The sequence below is a fragment of the Mycobacterium sp. NGS48 genome, assembly GCF_059812585.1.
In genome coordinates, this window is the sequence record NZ_JCALCY010000005.1 from 386798 (window position 1) to 402923 (window position 16126).

A 16126-nucleotide genomic window follows, 5' to 3' on the forward strand; every position below is an offset into this window, starting at 1 on the left:
GGGCCGTGCAACAGCTTTCGTCATACAACTCTTCGATGGGAATACCACCCTTCCCTCGTGGGCAGACGTTGCACCATGCCCTTGACCGCTGATTCGATAGCGGGCGGCGTCGCCGGCGCGACGACCAACCAGCTCCTGCCGGCACAGGCGACATGCTCGGCCAGCAGTCGGCCTTCCGGGGTGTCGATGATCGTCACGGCTCGTTCGTCGATGTGCGCGCGGGTGAGCTGGGCGGTATCCGTCGCCCGGATTGCGACGATGGAAGCTTGGGCTGATCGCGTCGAGTCGCCGGCCCACTTCAGCAGCCGTTGCTGATCGGCATCGAGGTGTTGTGCGGCCAAGAACCGCCGCAGCGTAGTCGGATTGGTCGCTTCGGCCCGCATGGCCGCGGCGTCGACGGTGACCGGTCGCAGCGGCGCCGCCGGCTGGCACCCGCACACTCGCTCGATTTGAGCACTGATCAGTGCCGCGGCCGTGGCTGCGGTGCTGTCGGTTCCAGCGCCGTGAATTCGGATGCCGCTGGCCGAGCGTTCCATGACCACCCACCACCGGGCGTATCTGGCAAGCAGAATCCGCGCCGACTCGAGGCTGGCCGGTGGCCGGAGTTGCACGAGCAGCGCCTCGTCGCGACGCGATAGCACGGTCAACCATTCCGCGACCGTGTCGTCAACTACACCCGGCTCGTCGATGACGCCGTGCGTTCGCAGTTCGCCGGCAATCGGATGTGCCAGTGCCAGTTGCCTGGGTTCGACGCTCGGCAGGTGCGGCCGAAGTCCCAGTTCAGGTGCGACGACCTCGATGCCGGTGAGCACCTGGAGAACCCACAGGCCATCTACCGTGGTGGTTAACACCTGTCCCCCAACGCAATCGGGCGGCTAAGCTAGATGAACGCCTGGCTGATGGCCTGATCGGTCGCCTGGGCGCTTTCCGCCGTGTTGTTGACGACGTGTCCGTGTTGGCTGACGGTTTGGACCAGTCCCTCCAGGCCATGCAGCATCTGTTGTTGGGCGTCGAAGAAAGCAGTGGCGCCGGTGCCCTGGAAGAAGTCGGCCAACGCCTGAGTGCGGTGCGCAACGTCGTCGTGAATTTCCATCAGCTGGGCCGCCCGCGAGGCGACGTCGGAGGCAAAACCGGTGACTGCCCCGTAGTTGTAAGTGATTTGATCTGACATATCCGTGAGTCCTTCTGCTTGACTTCTGCTAACTCGCTGCACAAAATAGGCCGGTAAATCCATGGGACGCATCGGCTTCGTGGTTTTCCATCAGTGCCGCCGCCCGGCCGAGCCCATGAGCCAGCCGTTGTCCGCCGGTTACCGTCTGCTGGAGATCGTGATTGATTTGCCCGGCGGTGACCAGTGACGTGCTACCGGCCTGGCCGTGCCAGGTGGCCACGCCGATCACGTTTTCGTGGGTGCTCAGGTAGTCGTTGGCCACGGCGGTTGCGTACTGCAGGGCCGATTCGATGGCCTGCTGGGTAGTCCGCAGCAATTCCGGTGTGACAACGGTCGCGTTTGGCATGCCTGCTCCTTGATTTCTCTCCCCCGAGCGGAGGGCTTGGCTAGCAGTGTAGGCACGGTTCGCAGGTTGTCACTTCACCCGACAGCAAACGCCCTGGAGCGTTGCTTCATCTGTGTTGCAGAGGCTATTGAGCATTTCAGCGAACACGTGACGCCCCAGCATTTTGGATGCTTGCTATCCGTTGTGCACCGAGTCGTCGTCGACGGCGACGCGTGCGCGACCCACCACTCGTTTGTCCCCATCGCCGCCTTCGCGCGCGCGCGAACCGGTCGGTGTCATCGGCATCGGGCCCCCAGCCGCCGGCGATGCCGTCGGACTGCGGTGTTCGGCAGCGCCCAACAGCTCGCCTCGCAGACCGATAGGCCGCCCGCCGGCTGGCGGCTCGAAGCTACTGGGCGGGCGAGTGTAACTGGTGAGCCCGGCTCCCGGATATCCGCCCAGACCGCCTGTACCACTGGGGGTTCCGCCATTGAGCCGGCCCGCACTATCGCCGGTGCGGAATGCCGGCTCTGCGCCGGACGTCGTCGCCCCATCTGATATCCCGGCCGCCGGAAACATGCCGCCGACGGACTGCAGGAAGGCTTGCGGCATGCCCGCCAAGCCCTGCAGTTCTCGCATCGGTGCCTGGGCTGACCCCGTCAACGGCTGGATGACGCTCGATACCCCTTGCTGCAACGGTTCGATAACCGCACTGAGCGGGCTGGACGAAGCAGCGGGTACCGATGTTGTCTGACCCGCAGCCTGCGCGGTCCGGTTGGAAAGCTGCAGCGCGTCATTGATACCGGTTTGCGCGGCCGCTTGCGCGACGGCCTCGCCGGCCGCTGCCGGCCCGGCTGGTGATGCCGCCGCGGGGGCAAACGGCGGCGGCAGTGCCAATGCGGCGCAAAGCGTGCTCAGCGCAGCTGAATACGTCCAGCCCACACTTGAGTTGTGCGGCCAGTGTTCGCCGAAGTATTCGGTGTCCAAGGCCGCGATTTCGGCTGTGCGGATGCCGAAAAAGTTGGTGGCGTTGGCGGTCGCCCACTCGTCGCGATTCAGCTGACATACCTGCGATGGAACGACTGCCGAACTGGCAACGATGAATGCGTCCACGGCGGCTTGCGTCAGCGCGATCTTTTCCGCGGTCCATACCGCCAGCGTCTGTAGCGCCGCGTTGAGTGCGGTCGCCGCCGCTGTCGAGGCAGCCCCGCCCATCCCTTGCCAGGATGCCGCAGTCGCAGTGGTGTTAGCCGCTGAAATGCCCATAGCCGTTTCGTGGCAGGCGGTCTCGGCTGTCCATGCCGCGTTGTTGGTGATTACCGGCGCCGGCGAGCCGGCCTCGAAGGTAGCGGCGATCACCTCTGGTGGACCAGACCACCTCGGGTCGGGCACGGGTGCCTTGGCTAGGCCAAGTTGGCCGCGCGGACGGCTTCGGTGGCGGTGTATGTGCCCGAAGAGAGGGCCTGGGATCCTGCGAATGCCGCTCGCTGACCGACATGCTCGGCGGCGGTCGCAAGGTAAGCGGCGCCGGTCGCGTTCAAGGTTGCGGCGAATTCGGCCGAATCCACATCCGCGGCCATCGGCATCACGCCGGTGAGCGCGGCCGCGCCCGCCGCGGAGGCAGCGGCCGATTGCGCACTGATCGATGCCTCGGCCGCTGCCGACGCATCGATGGCACCCGGAATTACGTTGAGTGGCAACATCGTATCCCCTCCAACTCTGTCTCGCCGTCCCGCACAATCCCGGTGCCTCGATCACAACCCACGCAAATGTGGACTCGGCTCGAATCTAGAGTGCTCCCGTTGCGCCCAACACACAATTCAGTGGGGTACGCCGGTTAGGCTCGCAGCCGCTCGCGGCGCAGTAACTCCACCTCTGGCAGCTCCAGCGGTGCGAGCTCACCGACCACGCGCGTCAACAGCCAATCGGCCAGCTCAGGATTGCGGGCCAGACACGGACCGTGCATGTAGGTGGCGATCACGCTGCCCTGCACCGCGCCGTCTACCCCGTCGCCGGCGCGGTTGCCGGCACCCTTCTTCACGGCGCCCAACGGTTTCGCGGCCGACCCGAGCACTGTTCCGCCGCGGTGGTTCTCGAAACCGGTCAACGGCGCGGCCAATCCGTTCAGTAGCGGGGCGCTGACCACCTCGCCGATGGTGCGCTCGCGCTGCGGCGATGTGGTCGCATCCAGCAGGCCCACCCCGTCGACCCGTTCGCCCGCCGACGTTTCATACCACCGACCCAGCACCTGGACGGCGGCGCAGATCGCCAACACCGGCGCGCCCCGGGCCGCCGCGCGCTGCAACCCCGGATGCTTGACCAGATGGCGGGTGGCCAGCCGCTGGGCGTAGTCCTCGGCCCCGCCCAACGTGTAGAGATCCAGCGACTCGGGCACCGGGTCGGCCAACGTGATCTTGACGATCTCTGCCGCGATGCCCCGCAAAAGCAGCCGCTGCCGCAGTACCACCGCGTTGCCGCCGTCGCCGTAGGTGCCCATCACGTCGGGCAGCACCAGCCCGATCCGCACCGTCACCGTGAGCGCTCCAACGCCCGGTGCAACTGCAGGAAAGCCGTGTAGTTGGCGACGACCTCCACCGGCCCGGTCGGGCACGACGCGATGGCCGCCAGCGTGTCGTGCACCAGGGTGTGCTGCACCCCCGCATATCCCAACCGAACGGCAAGGTCGGTGCCGCGTTCACCGGCGGCCACCACCGTCGTGTCCTCGCGCTGCTGGTCCTCGCCGCGTTCGCCTCGTGACGCACGAGGCTCAGCGACGAAATGCTCGAACCGCACATCCCACAGCCACGACAGGTCCTCGCCGTCGGGCACCTGCCCGTTGACCGCGATGACGACCCCCGCGGCGTGCTTGTCCACCATCGACAGCGCCTCCTGCCAACCGGCCGGGTTCTTGGCCAGCAGGATCCGCACCGCGTGTTCGCCCACGCGGACGGTGCGATACCGACCGGCGACCTCATCGACCGTGGCGACCGCCGCCACCGCCGCCGCCGGATCGACGCCCACTGCCACGGCGGCTGCCACCGCGTGGGCCGCGTTGCCGCGGTTCACCGACCCCGGCAACGCCAGCCGCATCGGCAGCGCCAGTCCGTTCGGCCCGTACAGCCGCTCGTCGTCGAACCACCAGTGCGGGCTGGGCCGCCGGAAGTCCGCACCGGTGGAATACCAATGACCGTTGTCGCGGACGATCACCTCGCCGCTGCGCGGGCAGCTCACCGAGTCGGCCGACCAGCCGGCGCCTGCCGCCACCCAGACGACATCGGTGCTGTCGTAGGCGGCCGACGTCATCAGCACGTCGTCGCAGTTGGCGACGACCACGGTTTTGGGGTGCCGGGCCAGCCCGGCCCGCAGCGTGCGTTCGATCACGTTGATTTCGCCGACCCGGTCCAGTTGGTCGCGGGACAGGTTGAGCAACACGACGACGCTGGGTTCGACCGCGTCCGCGACATGCGGGACGTGCATCTCGTCGACTTCCAACGCGGCTAACTCGGCGTCACGGCCGGCAGCCAGCGCAGCCACCAGCCCGGCGTCCATGTTGGCGCCCTCGGCATTGCTCGCCACCGCCCCGAGGTTGCCCAGCGCGGCCGCGGTCATCCGGGTAGTCGTCGACTTGCCGTTGGTCCCGGTGACGATGACCGTGCGCCGGCCCGTCCCGAGCTGACGCAGTATCGAGCGGTCGAGCGTCATCGCCACCAGGCCGCCGATCATCGCGCCCGCCCCGCGCCCGGTCACCCGCGACGCCCACCGCGCACCGGCACCGGCGGCGAGGGCCACACGTCCCCGGGCGGTAATCACCCGCGCAGTTTAGATTCACGACACGGCGCGCGTTAAATCCACGACACGGCGCGCGGCGAACCGGCGTTGTCGGTCCGACGTGCCATTCTCCCCTTATGGGGATCGCTTGGGGTCGACCGGCCGGTGAGCCCGGCGCGGGCTGGGCCGTCATCGATGTCGAGACCTCGGGCTTTCGACCAGGTCAGGCCCGGATCATCAGCCTGGCGGCGCTGGCCCTGGACGCAGATGGCCGAATCGAGGAATCTGTCGTCAGCCTGCTGAACCCCGGAGTCGACCCCGGACCCACTCATGTGCACGGGCTGACCGTCGCGATGCTTGAAGATCAGCCGCAGTTCACCGATATCGCCGCCGATGTCGTCGAGCTGCTGCGCGGACGCACACTGGTCGCGCACAATGTCGCGTTCGACTACGCCTTCCTGGCCGCGGAAGCCGAGATCGCCGACGCCGAACTGCCCGTCGACACGGTCATGTGCACGGTCGAGTTGGCGCGACGGCTCGGGCTCGGGACCGACAATCTGCGGTTGCAGACGCTGGCCGCGCACTGGGGAGTGGCGCAAGAGCGCCCGCACGACGCCTTCGACGATGCTCTGGTGCTGACTCGTGTGCTGGCCGCCGCCCTCCAGCGGGCGCGTGAGCGCGACGTGTGGCTACCGGTGCGCCCCGTCACTCGTCGCCGGTGGCCGAACGGCCGGATTACGCACGACGAGCTGCGTCCGCTGAAGATGCTGGCGTCTCGGATGCCGTGCCCGTATCTCAACCCTGGCCCGTATGTGCGGGGCCGTCCGCTGGTGCAGGGCATGCGGGTGGCCCTGGCGGCAGAGGTCCGACGCACCCACGAGGAACTGGTCGAGCGGATCCTGCATGCCGGGCTGGCCTATAGCGACGCCGTCGACCACGACACGTCGTTGGTGGTCTGCAACGAAACCCGGCCCGGGCACGGCAAGGGTTATCTGGCCCGCGAACTGGGCGTCCCAGTGGTTTCCGACGCGCTGTTCATGGATTCCGTCGGCACCGTCGCCGGCGGCACAGGCGTCGAGGACTTCACCGAGCCGGCCGACGCCGGCGAACAGTTCGCGTTGTTCTGATTGCCCGGCTCACAACTGACGTGTCCACACGGAGAATGCGGTGACGATCAAGTTGTCGCAATCGCTGTGTTCGGAAGTGTCGAAGGAGCTGGTGCAGGTGATCAGGCGCAGCTCGGGCATTGCAGTCGGACCGTAGACGAGGCCGGTCGGAAAACTGCTTTCAGCGGATTGCCTTACGGTATCGACCACAAAGTATTCCGTGTCGTGGTTGCTGGTGTCGAGCATGACGATGTCGCCGGAATGCAGGCGGGACAGCTGTCGGAACACGGCGGACCCGTCACGAGCGGAATCGACGTGGCCGAGGATTACGGCCGGTCCGCGCTCACCAGGTACCACGCCGTCGGCATACCAGCCGGCGTCCTCTTTTTCTGGCGACTTCAACGCGCCGTCGACACCGCGATGCAGTGCTTCAAGATCGGTGTCGACCCCGATCGACGGGATAGCAATGCGCACCGGCACCGGGCCGACGATGGCGGCGGCCAGGTCGATCGGGCTTGGTGTTGCCGCCGGCCGATCGGGCACGATGTGTGCGCTGCCGGACAAAACCGCGCCGGCAGCGACCAGCGCTGTTACCCGCAGTGCGCGCGCCCGTGAACGGCTGCCGTGGTGGCGGCGAATCGACACCGGATGGTGCGGTCTCGGCCGACAACCGATCACCACCGCCGCGGCGGCCGAGGTCAGGACCACGCCCAGTCCCCAGATCGCGACCTGCCGTGCTTCGCTACTTCTGATGTCCGGCATGTGAGAGGCGCTATCGCCAGTCGCGGCCGGTCCGAGAGGCGGTAGGTTGACGCCGATCGAGTCATCGACGACGCGCATTGAGATGCTGCTCTGCTGAGCTCCATCGAGCACGACAACTGTGTCCGTGGCGCCGGCCCGCAACGTGAGGCCCTTGGTGGTAGCGATCTCTCGTTGGTCGACCGAACGCGTGGTGACCTGCCACGACCCGGCCGGCACGGTGGTGTACTCGGTGGTGGCACTGAACGGCAACTTGGCTGCCAAAACAAGGCCGTTGGCGGCGGCAACGTTAACTGTCTTCGCCCGCTTTGCGGCTTGGATGACGCGCACCCGCGCCCGTCCGGCCGGCAGGGGGGTCAGGTCGTCAGACAACACCCGCGCCATCAGGGCTTTTTGCGTGCCGATGGCCAGCACCGTAAACGCCAAGCCTGGCTTGGCATCCAAAGTCCAACTGAGCGTGGGTCGGGTGGCAACGTCGGCGCCGGCGGGTCGCAAGCCGACGGTGTAGCGACCGGCCTTGATGCGCTGATATTCGCTGACGTCGCCATAACGCACCCGGGACAACGCCAGAGTGGGTGTGCCGCCCGCGGCGTCGCTCAGGTAGACGTCTACCGCCGAAGTGTCAGCGAGGTATGCGCCCCGCACCAACGCCGATGGATTCGGTTGGGCAGAGGCTGGAGCGGCGTTGGCCGGTGAGCCACCGAACAGTAATGCCGCGGCGGACCCCAGCAGTGCGAAAAAGGTACGGCTGCGCATCCGGGGCTCCTTGATTCCGCGTCAATCGCCCTATAACACAACGATCGGCAGTAAACCAGCCGTGCACATGTGGCGCACATTACATACTCCTAGGTTGGTATACAACCCTTTCGCAGACTCGCAGATTGGACCGCGACCATAGGCTCTTAACGCGCTGCCCGGTTGACCGCAGAGACGACGGCCCGCAGCGACGCGGTGGTGATCGACGGCGCAATGCCGACACCCCAGACGGTGCGGCGCTCGCCATCTGCAGGACGACCCGCTTCGCCCGGCTGCGCCGCCCTCGCGATCGTCCTGGCCACCGATGCCTCCACATACGCGGCCGCCTGGGCCTCTTCGCCCGCGCTCATCGCGTGCTCGGAATAGTCGAGCACCGCCACGTCGAAGCCGACATGGCTTAATGCGTCGACGAACGCAGCCAGCGGGCCGTTGCCGGTGCCGCTGATCTCGGTCTCGGTCCCGTTGATTTTCACGGTCGCGACGATGCTGGTAATTCCGCTGTCCTCGTCGGCGGCGTCGACCCGGTGCTTCATCGGCTCCAGCGGTCGCACCGGGGCGAGGTACTCCTCGGCGAAGGCGTCCCACATCTCTTTCGGTGAGATTTCGCCGCCCTCGCCGTCGGTGATGTGCTGGATCACCTGGCTGAACTCGATCTGCAGCCGGCGTGGCAGCGCCAGACCGTGGTCGGCCTTCATGATGTAGGCCACCCCGCCCTTACCGGACTGCGAGTTGACTCGGATCACCGCCTCGTAGGTGCGGCCGACATCGCGCGGGTCGATCGGCAGATACGGCACCTGCCAGAGCATGTCGTCGACATCGGAGTCCGCCTCGTCGGCCGCGATCTTCATGGCGTCCAAACCCTTGTTGATGGCGTCCTGGTGGCTGCCGGAGAACGCGGTGTAGACCAAGTCGCCGCCGTAGGGGTGCCGTTCGTGCACCGGCAGCTGGTTGCAGTACTCCACGGTGCGCCGGATCTCGTCGATGTCGGAGAAGTCGATCTGCGGGTCCACCCCGCGGCTGAACAGGTTCAGACCCAGGGTCACCAAACACACGTTGCCGGTGCGCTCGCCATTGCCGAACAGGCAGCCCTCGATCCGGTCGGCGCCGGCCTGATAGCCCAATTCGGCTGCGGCGACGGCGGTTCCGCGGTCATTGTGCGGATGCAGGCTCAAGATCACCGAATCGCGGCGCTTCAGGTTCCGGCTCATCCACTCGATCGAGTCGGCGTAGATGTTGGGGGTGGCCATCTCCACGGTGGCCGGCAGATTGAAGATGACCGGGTTGTCCGGCGTCGGTTGGATGACATCGCCGACGGTGTCGCACACCTGCTTGGCGTACTCCAGTTCGGTACCGGTGTAGGACTCCGGCGAGTACTCGAACCGCCACTGCGTACCGGGAAATTTGGCGGCTTCTTCTACGCATTTGCGGGCTCCGGCCACCGCGATCTCCTGCACCGCCGCGCGGTCGGCGCGGAACACCACCCGGCGCTGCAGGATCGAGGTGGAGTTATAGAAGTGCACGATCGCCCGGGAAGCACCCTCGCACGCCTGGAAGGTGCGCTCGATCAGCTCGGGCCGACATTGGGTCAGTACCTGAATGGTGACATCGTCGGGGATGATGCCCTGCTCGATGATCTCGCGGACGAAATCGAAGTCGGTCTGGCTGGCCGACGGGAATCCGACTTCGATTTCCTTATAACCCATGCGCAGCAGCAGCTCGAACATGCGGCGTTTGCGCGCTGGGCTCATCGGGTCGATCAGGGCCTGATTGCCGTCCCGCAGGTCAACCGCACACCACATCGGGGCGCGACGGATGACCTGGTCCGGCCACGTGCGGTCGCCCAGGCCGACGGGTTCGACTTCGTCGGCGAACGGGCGGTAGCGGCCGATCGGCATTGCCGAGCCGCGCTGGGCGTTCCAGACGGGCTGCGCGGCGTTGGGCGCACCCGCGGGTTTGGCGATGGTTCGACCGGACCTGAAGGCATCGGCCGAACCGGCCGGATCGGGGGAGGAAAAGCTTGTCACGATGATTGCTCCGGGGGATGGGAGGGAGCCGAATGGCTGCGACCGGCGCATCGCGAACACCCGCGACGGGAAGCCGGTCTGGATCAGACCCCGCCGCGGCGTCCGAGAAGGAGCATCCGCTGCACGTTGTGTACTTTACCGTGCCCGCGGCCGTCGCCAAAACGGCGTTGAACACCGACGGCGCCAGCCTTGGCCGGAGTGCTCCAGCTCGGGCCGTTGGACGGCCCGCATCGTCGTCGGGGAGGCACGTATCCTGTTTGTCGACCTAAAGCCGTGAACCTGAAAGGACAAGAGTGGCGCTCGTCGTCCAGAAGTACGGCGGATCGTCGGTGGCCGACGCCGACAGCATCCGTCGGGTTGCTGAGCGCATCGTCGAAACCAAAAAGCAGGGCAACGATGTGGTCGTGGTGGTCTCGGCGATGGGCGACACCACCGATGATCTGCTCGAGCTGGCCCAGCAGGTGTGTCCGGCGCCGCCAGCGCGGGAGCTGGACATGTTGCTGACCGCCGGTGAGCGCATCTCCAACGCGCTGGTGGCAATGGCGATCGAATCGTTGGGATCCGAGGCCCGGTCGTTCACCGGCTCACAGGCGGGCGTCATCACAACGGGTGCGCATGGCAGAGCCAAGATCATCGACGTCACGCCCGCCCGGCTACAGTCGGCCCTCGACGAAGGCAAAGTTGTGCTGGTCGCCGGCTTCCAAGGTGTGAGCCAGGACACCAAGGACGTCACCACGCTCGGGCGCGGCGGCTCGGACACCACCGCGGTGGCGCTGGCGGCGGCGCTGAGCGCCGATGTCTGCGAGATCTACACCGACGTCGATGGCATCTTCAGCGCGGACCCCCGCATCGTGCCGAATGCCAAGCACCTGAAGACCGTCACCTTCGAGGAGATGCTCGAGCTGGCCGCCTGCGGCGCCAAGGTGCTGATGCTGCGCTGTGTCGAGTACGCCCGCCGTTACCACCTGCCTGTTCACGTCCGGTCGTCCTACACGGACAAGCCCGGCACCATTGTTTCCGGATCGATCAAGGACATCCCCATGGAAGACGCCCTCCTGACCGGAGTCGCCCACGACACGAGCGAAGCCAAGGTGACCGTTGTCGGCATCCCCGACCTGCCCGGCTACGCCGCCAAGATCTTCCGCGCGGTCGCCGACGCCGACATCAACATCGACATGGTGTTGCAGAACGTGTCCAAGATCGAAGACGGCAAGACCGACATCACCTTCACCTGCCCGCGCGACAACGGACCGGCCGCGGTGCAGAAACTGGAGTCGCTCAAGACCGAGATCGGCTTCGTCGAGGTGCTCTACGACGACCACGTCGGCAAGGTGTCGCTGATCGGCGCCGGCATGCGCAGCCACCCGGGTGTCACGGCCACGTTCTGCGAGACGCTGGCCGAGAACGGGGTCAACATCGACCTGATCTCCACCTCGGAGATCCGGATCTCAGTGCTGTGCCGTGACACCGAACTGGACAAGGCGGTCCTCGCGCTGCACGAGGCGTTCAAGCTCGGCGGCGAGGAACAGGCGACGGTCTACGCGGGGACGGGGCGCTAGATGGTTGCCATTGGCGTAGTGGGTGCCACCGGGCAAGTGGGCCAGGTGATGCGCACCCTTCTCGAAGAGCGCGACTTCCCGGCAAGCAGCGTGCGGTTCTTCGCCTCGGCGCGTTCGCAGGGCCGCAAGCTGTCGTTCCGCGGCGAGGAGATCGAGGTCGAGGACGCCGAAACCGCCGACCCGGGCGGGCTGGACATCGCGCTGTTCTCCGCCGGCGCGACGATGTCCCGGGTGCAAGCGCCACGCTTCGCCGCCGCCGGGGTGACGGTGATCGACAACTCCTCGGCATGGCGCAAGGATCCCGACGTGCCGCTGGTGGTCTCCGAGGTGAACTTCGCCGACGCGCGCAACCGGCCGAAAGGCATTGTTGCCAACCCGAATTGCACGACGATGGCCGCCATGCCGGTGCTCAAGGTACTGCACGACGAGGCCCAGCTGGTGCGCTTGGTGGCCTCGACCTATCAGGCCGTCTCCGGCAGCGGGGTCGCCGGGGTGGCCGAGCTGGCCGGGCAGGTTCGCGCGGTGGTCGACGGCGCCGAACTGCTGGTACACGATGGCAGCGCGCTGGCATTCCCGCCGCCCAAGACCTACGTCGCGCCAATCGCTTTCAACGTGTTGCCGCTGGCAGGCTCGCTTGTCGGCGACGACTCCGGCGAGACCGATGAGGACCAGAAGCTGCGCAACGAAAGCCGTAAAATCCTGGGCATTCCCGGCCTTCTGGTCAGCGGCACCTGTGTGCGCGTTCCCGTGTTCACCGGCCATAGCTTGTCCATCAATGCCGAGTTCGCACAACCGATTTCACCCCAACGTGCTCGCGAACTTCTCGACGGAGCGCCGGGCCTGAAGCTGGTCGACGTGCCGACCCCGCTGGCCGCCGCAGGGGTCGATGAGTCACTGGTGGGCCGGATCCGGCAAGATCCGGGCGCGCCGGACGGGCGCGGCCTGGCACTCTTCGTCGCAAGTGACAATCTGCGCAAGGGCGCAGCCCTGAACACCATTCAGATCGCCGAGCTGCTGGCCGCCGAATTGTGATCCGGGGGTGATCCCGCCCGCCCGCCTCGCGCTCCTTACTGTGTGTTTGCTTGCCCCACTTGGTGTTTCGCCTGCATACGCGGATCCGCCCGCACCGATGCCCGAGCCGATCCTGCAGCCGCTGATGCCGGGGGAGGTGATCCGGATCGGTCCCACTGCCGGGACCGGTACGCCTACCCGGGATTACGGCATCGGCGCCACCGACCTGTGCGAATTCATGGAGTTCCCCACCGAAGTGCTGCAGGTCTGCGGAGACAGCTTCGCCGGCCAGGGTGTTGGATTCGGCGGCTGGTTCACTCCGATCGCGCTACGCGTGGACACCTCGTCGGTCGGCGACCCGGACGGGGTGCGCTACACCGGGGTCACTGGCGTGTCGGAGCCGCTGCTGGCCGACCCGCCGCCCCCCGGGTCGGGGCAGCTACCCGCCGGTGTAGTGCGGATCAACCGCGACAACTATCTGCTCGTCGCGACCACCAAAGAACTGGTGCCACAAAGCTCGCGGCTAGTGAAAGCCCAACCGGTGCAAGGCTATTGGCAGACGGTTACTGGATCGGTACGCGATGCTTCCTATCAGGGCGGCGGGCAGTCACAGATCAGCGGCTATTACGATCCGATCCCGACGGCTGACTCGCCGACCGGCTGGGTGTACATCGTCGCCGACAGTTTCCAGCGCAACCTGCCAGCGGTGCTGTACCGGGTCGCCCCGGAGAGTTTCACCGACCGCTCCCGGTGGCAAGGCTGGGCGTCGGGACCCGACGGCGGTTGGAACAAACCGCCAACACCGTTGTGGCAGGACATGGTCGGTGAGATGAGCTTCAAGCAGATCGACGGGCAGGCCGTCCTGTCGTATTTCAACTCCAACACGGGCAACATGGAAGTCCGGGTAGCCGACGAACCAACCCGGCTCGGGTCCGCGCCGGTGACCACCGTGGTGCAACAGGACGAGTGGCCCGATCCCGCCGAGAGCCTGCCGCCGCCGTACGACAACCGGCTGGCCCAGCCGTATGGCGGCTACATCTCCCCGGGGTCGACGCTCGACGAACTGCGGGTATTCGTAAGCCAGTGGCACAACAGCGATCCGCGCGCCCGGGCCCCGTATCGAGTGATCCAGTTCGCCGTCAACCCGTTCAAGCCCGAATGACTCATAGCTCTTACATAGCCAGCACCTAGCTCGGACTATCGGTTGGCCGCGCATGATGCGAAGCATGAGTGAAACACCTGAAGCACGCACCGCGCCGACCACGGCCACAACTACGCCGCGTCCTGCCAAGCCGTATTGGCTTTATCGGCTCGCCGCATGGGTCGTGATCGTCGCCGGCATCCTGTTCATCGTCACGACCGTCTTTTTCGCCGGCTTCCGGATCGCCGGACACCATGGTCATCACGGCCATCATCACGGCCACCACCACCACTCGATGATGCATCGCGGACCGGGTGGCGGCCCCGGGGCAGGCCTGCCCGGTGGACCAGCCGGCCCCGGCGGTCCCGGCGCCGTCGCACCCGGGCCCGGGCAGCCGCCGGCGTCGGTGGCCCCGTCCTCTGCTCCGGCGCACCCGTAGCGCAACGTCATCACTTCACAACCCGGCGTCCCGACAATGGGGACGCCGGGTTCCGACGTTTGCCGGACTCGCAGGTAGGGCCGCGCCTGCGGCATGATGCGGGACATGAGCGATACATCTCAACCGCCGACTCCGCCAGCTGCGGCCGCGCCGGACCGGCTCTACCAAGTCGCGGCCTGGGTCGCGATCATCGCGGGAATCGTCTTCATCGCCGCGACTGCCCTGTTCGTCGTCTGCATGCTCTGGTGCTGCCACTAGTTGGTCGCGCGGCGACCCGCCGCGAGGCGCATGATCGGGGTATGACCGAAACACCCGAACCTCCGTCGCCCGTCCCCGCCCCACCGCCACCGCCGCCTCCGCCTGCGGCACCACAGAACAAGCTTTTTCGGACCGCCGCCTGGGTGGTGATCGCTGCCGGCATCGTTTTCATCGTCACGGCCATCTTTTTCACCGGCGCCGCGGTGAGCGGTTACAACCTCTATCACCAGCGCCACCATCACGGCATGTTCAACCCCGGCGGCCCGCCGCCGCAGCCGCCCGGGGCAGGGGAGTGGCTGTTCGTCTTCCCGGGCGGACCCGGCATGGCACCCGGGCCCGGCATGGGTCCCGGACCCGGCATGGGGCCCGGTGGCCCGGGCGGTTCCGGGTTGCCGCCGATGATGCCTGGCGGGCCGGGCACGGGGCCAGGTGGTCTCTTCCCATCGCCGTCGAACACCGCGCCCGCTCCGCCTCCGCCTCCGCCCCCGCCGCCTCCGCACCGGTAAACCGCGAAACAGAAGCCAGGGCTGCTGCATCGCCTCCACCCGCAGCCCTGCCTTCTGTTTGGTGAGCGGTATTGGCATGATCGAGCCCATGAGTATTGAAGTCGTTTTCACCACGGAGTCCACGGCGACCGGCGGCGGCCGCGACGGTCATGTGAAGTCGTCAGACGGCCGCATCGACCTCGACACCCGACCGCCGCAAGAGATGGGCGGCAGCGGTGACGGCACCAATCCCGAGCAGCTGTTCTCCGCCGGCTACGCCGCCTGCTTCCTGGGCGCGCTGCGGCTGGTCGCGGGCAAGGCCGACGTCAAGTTGGACAACGCAACCGACGTCACCGTCCAGGTCGGATTCGGTAAGGACCCCGCGGGCGGCTTTGGGCTGACCGGCAAGATCGTCGGCTACCTGCCCGGGCTGGAGCAGAAGTCGGCCGACGACCTGATGCACCAGGCGCATCAGGTGTGCCCGTACTCGAAAGCCACCCGGGGCAACGTCGACATCGACGTTTCGGCCAAGGTGTAACCGGGCATTGAATTCCGTGCGGATCAGTGCCGCGGCGGTGAGCATCGGCCTGGCCATCGCAGCGGCCCCGACAGCGGCTGCCCGCCCCTCGGACCCCGGCGTGGTGAGCTACGCGGTCATGGGCAAGGGCTCGGTCGGCAACATCGTCGGCGGACCGATGCGAGACGAGTCGGTGTTCACCCAGCCGGTCCAGGCGTACTGGGTCGACGACCCGGTATGCAACAACTGGGCGGATATCGGGTTGCCCGAGGTCTACAACGACCCGGATCTGGCCTCGTTCAACGGTGCCACCACCCAGACGTCGCCTAGCGACCAGACACATTTCGTCAAGCAGGCGATCGGCGTCTTCGCCACCAATGATGCCGCGGGCCGCGCTTTTCACCGCGTCGTGGACCGTACCGTCGGCTGTTCTGGTCAGACCACGGCAATGCACCTGGATAACGGGGCCACCGAGGTGTGGTCGTTCGACGGCGGGCCCGCAAGCGCGGCCGATGCCGCGTGGACCAAGCAGGAAGCCGGCACCGACCGCCGTTGCTTCAACCAAACCCGGCTGCGGGAAAACGTTGTGCTGCAGGCCAAGGTCTGTCAATCGGGCAATGCCGGCCCGGCGGTTAACGTGCTGGCCGGAGCCATGGAGAACGCGCTCGGCCAATAAGGTGCGGCGAACCGGCCGACCGCTGCGGAATATGTCGGTGCCCTCCGGATGATGAAACGTACGGCTATCGTTGGGTAGCCGCGCGCAACCAGCGGCCTGCGACCGTCGGTCCGGGCCCGGAGGGATCTGAC

The 16126-nt window shown here is 66.8% G+C and carries 18 protein-coding genes; 9 read left to right on the plus strand and 9 right to left on the minus strand.

The genetic code is table 11. The features are described 5' to 3' along the window. Window positions 1-20: 20 nt before the first annotated feature. The 7 genes from AC5Y42_RS13045 to AC5Y42_RS13075 all read right to left on the minus strand — a co-directional run bounded on the left by AC5Y42_RS13045 (window position 21) and on the right by AC5Y42_RS13075 (window position 5306). On the minus strand, window positions 21-851 hold the full coding sequence (locus AC5Y42_RS13045) for an ESX secretion-associated protein EspG (RefSeq protein ID WP_499898610.1): 831 nt from the start codon (window positions 849-851) through the stop codon (window positions 21-23). A 29-nt stretch (window positions 852-880) separates the two neighbouring features. After that, window positions 881-1171, minus strand: a complete 291-nt coding sequence (locus tag AC5Y42_RS13050; RefSeq protein ID WP_499898611.1) for a WXG100 family type VII secretion target — start codon at window positions 1169-1171, stop codon at window positions 881-883. A gap of 28 nt (window positions 1172-1199) precedes the next feature. Then, entirely contained in the window at window positions 1200-1517 is a 318-nt protein-coding gene (locus tag AC5Y42_RS13055; RefSeq protein WP_499898613.1) for a WXG100 family type VII secretion target, read from the minus strand. Window positions 1518-1691: 174 nt separating this feature from the next. Continuing rightward, a complete protein-coding gene (locus tag AC5Y42_RS13060; RefSeq protein ID WP_499898614.1) occupies window positions 1692-2888 on the minus strand; it encodes a PPE domain-containing protein in 1197 nt (398 codons plus the stop codon). An 11-nt stretch (window positions 2889-2899) separates the two neighbouring features. Further along, window positions 2900-3199 carry a PE domain-containing protein gene (locus tag AC5Y42_RS13065; RefSeq protein ID WP_499898616.1) on the minus strand — a complete coding sequence of 100 codons (300 nt, stop codon included), beginning with the start codon at window positions 3197-3199 and terminating at the stop codon, window positions 2900-2902. Window positions 3200-3333: 134 nt separating this feature from the next. Further along, the gene (locus tag AC5Y42_RS13070) at window positions 3334-4023 is read right to left on the minus strand and encodes a type 1 glutamine amidotransferase (RefSeq protein WP_499898676.1); all 690 of its coding nucleotides are present in this window, start codon (window positions 4021-4023) and stop codon (window positions 3334-3336) included. 2 nt (window positions 4024-4025) lie between these two features. Further along, window positions 4026-5306, minus strand: a complete 1281-nt coding sequence (locus AC5Y42_RS13075) for a Mur ligase family protein (protein ID WP_499898617.1) — start codon at window positions 5304-5306, stop codon at window positions 4026-4028. Window positions 5307-5401: 95 nt separating this feature from the next. Between AC5Y42_RS13075 and AC5Y42_RS13080 the strand changes: the two genes are divergently transcribed. Continuing rightward, entirely contained in the window at window positions 5402-6391 is a 990-nt protein-coding gene (locus tag AC5Y42_RS13080) for a DEDDh family exonuclease (RefSeq protein ID WP_499898619.1), read from the plus strand. Window positions 6392-6400: 9 nt separating this feature from the next. Here the strand turns inward: AC5Y42_RS13080 and AC5Y42_RS13085 are convergent, their stop codons facing one another. Beyond that, on the minus strand, window positions 6401-7885 hold the full coding sequence (locus AC5Y42_RS13085; RefSeq protein WP_499898620.1) for a DUF4397 domain-containing protein: 1485 nt from the start codon (window positions 7883-7885) through the stop codon (window positions 6401-6403). A 146-nt stretch (window positions 7886-8031) separates the two neighbouring features. Beyond that, a complete protein-coding gene (leuA, locus tag AC5Y42_RS13090; protein WP_499898622.1) occupies window positions 8032-9909 on the minus strand; it encodes a 2-isopropylmalate synthase in 1878 nt (625 codons plus the stop codon). Between the two features lie 293 nt (window positions 9910-10202). Between leuA and AC5Y42_RS13095 the strand changes: the two genes are divergently transcribed. The 8 genes from AC5Y42_RS13095 (at window position 10203) to AC5Y42_RS13130 (ending at window position 15995) form a co-directional block, all read left to right on the plus strand. Further along, window positions 10203-11468, plus strand: coding sequence for an aspartate kinase (locus tag AC5Y42_RS13095; RefSeq protein WP_499898624.1), 1266 nt, complete (start codon window positions 10203-10205; stop codon window positions 11466-11468). Then, complete coding sequence (locus tag AC5Y42_RS13100) at window positions 11469-12500, plus strand: aspartate-semialdehyde dehydrogenase (RefSeq protein ID WP_499898626.1); 1032 nt, start codon at window positions 11469-11471, stop codon at window positions 12498-12500. 97 nt (window positions 12501-12597) lie between these two features. Next, window positions 12598-13641, plus strand: a complete 1044-nt coding sequence (locus tag AC5Y42_RS13105) for a DUF4185 domain-containing protein (RefSeq protein ID WP_499898627.1) — start codon at window positions 12598-12600, stop codon at window positions 13639-13641. A gap of 64 nt (window positions 13642-13705) precedes the next feature. Then, on the plus strand, window positions 13706-14059 hold the full coding sequence (locus AC5Y42_RS13110; protein ID WP_499898629.1) for a hypothetical protein: 354 nt from the start codon (window positions 13706-13708) through the stop codon (window positions 14057-14059). 105 nt (window positions 14060-14164) lie between these two features. Beyond that, window positions 14165-14317, plus strand: a complete 153-nt coding sequence (locus AC5Y42_RS13115) for a hypothetical protein (protein ID WP_499898630.1) — start codon at window positions 14165-14167, stop codon at window positions 14315-14317. 41 nt (window positions 14318-14358) lie between these two features. Further along, entirely contained in the window at window positions 14359-14823 is a 465-nt protein-coding gene (locus tag AC5Y42_RS13120; protein WP_499898632.1) for a hypothetical protein, read from the plus strand. An 88-nt stretch (window positions 14824-14911) separates the two neighbouring features. After that, a complete protein-coding gene (locus tag AC5Y42_RS13125; protein ID WP_499898633.1) occupies window positions 14912-15340 on the plus strand; it encodes an organic hydroperoxide resistance protein in 429 nt (142 codons plus the stop codon). Between the two features lie 16 nt (window positions 15341-15356). Beyond that, window positions 15357-15995 (plus strand): sensor domain-containing protein, encoded by a 639-nt coding sequence (locus AC5Y42_RS13130; protein ID WP_499898677.1) that lies wholly within the window; start codon window positions 15357-15359, stop codon window positions 15993-15995. Window positions 15996-16126: the final 131 nt, after the last annotated feature.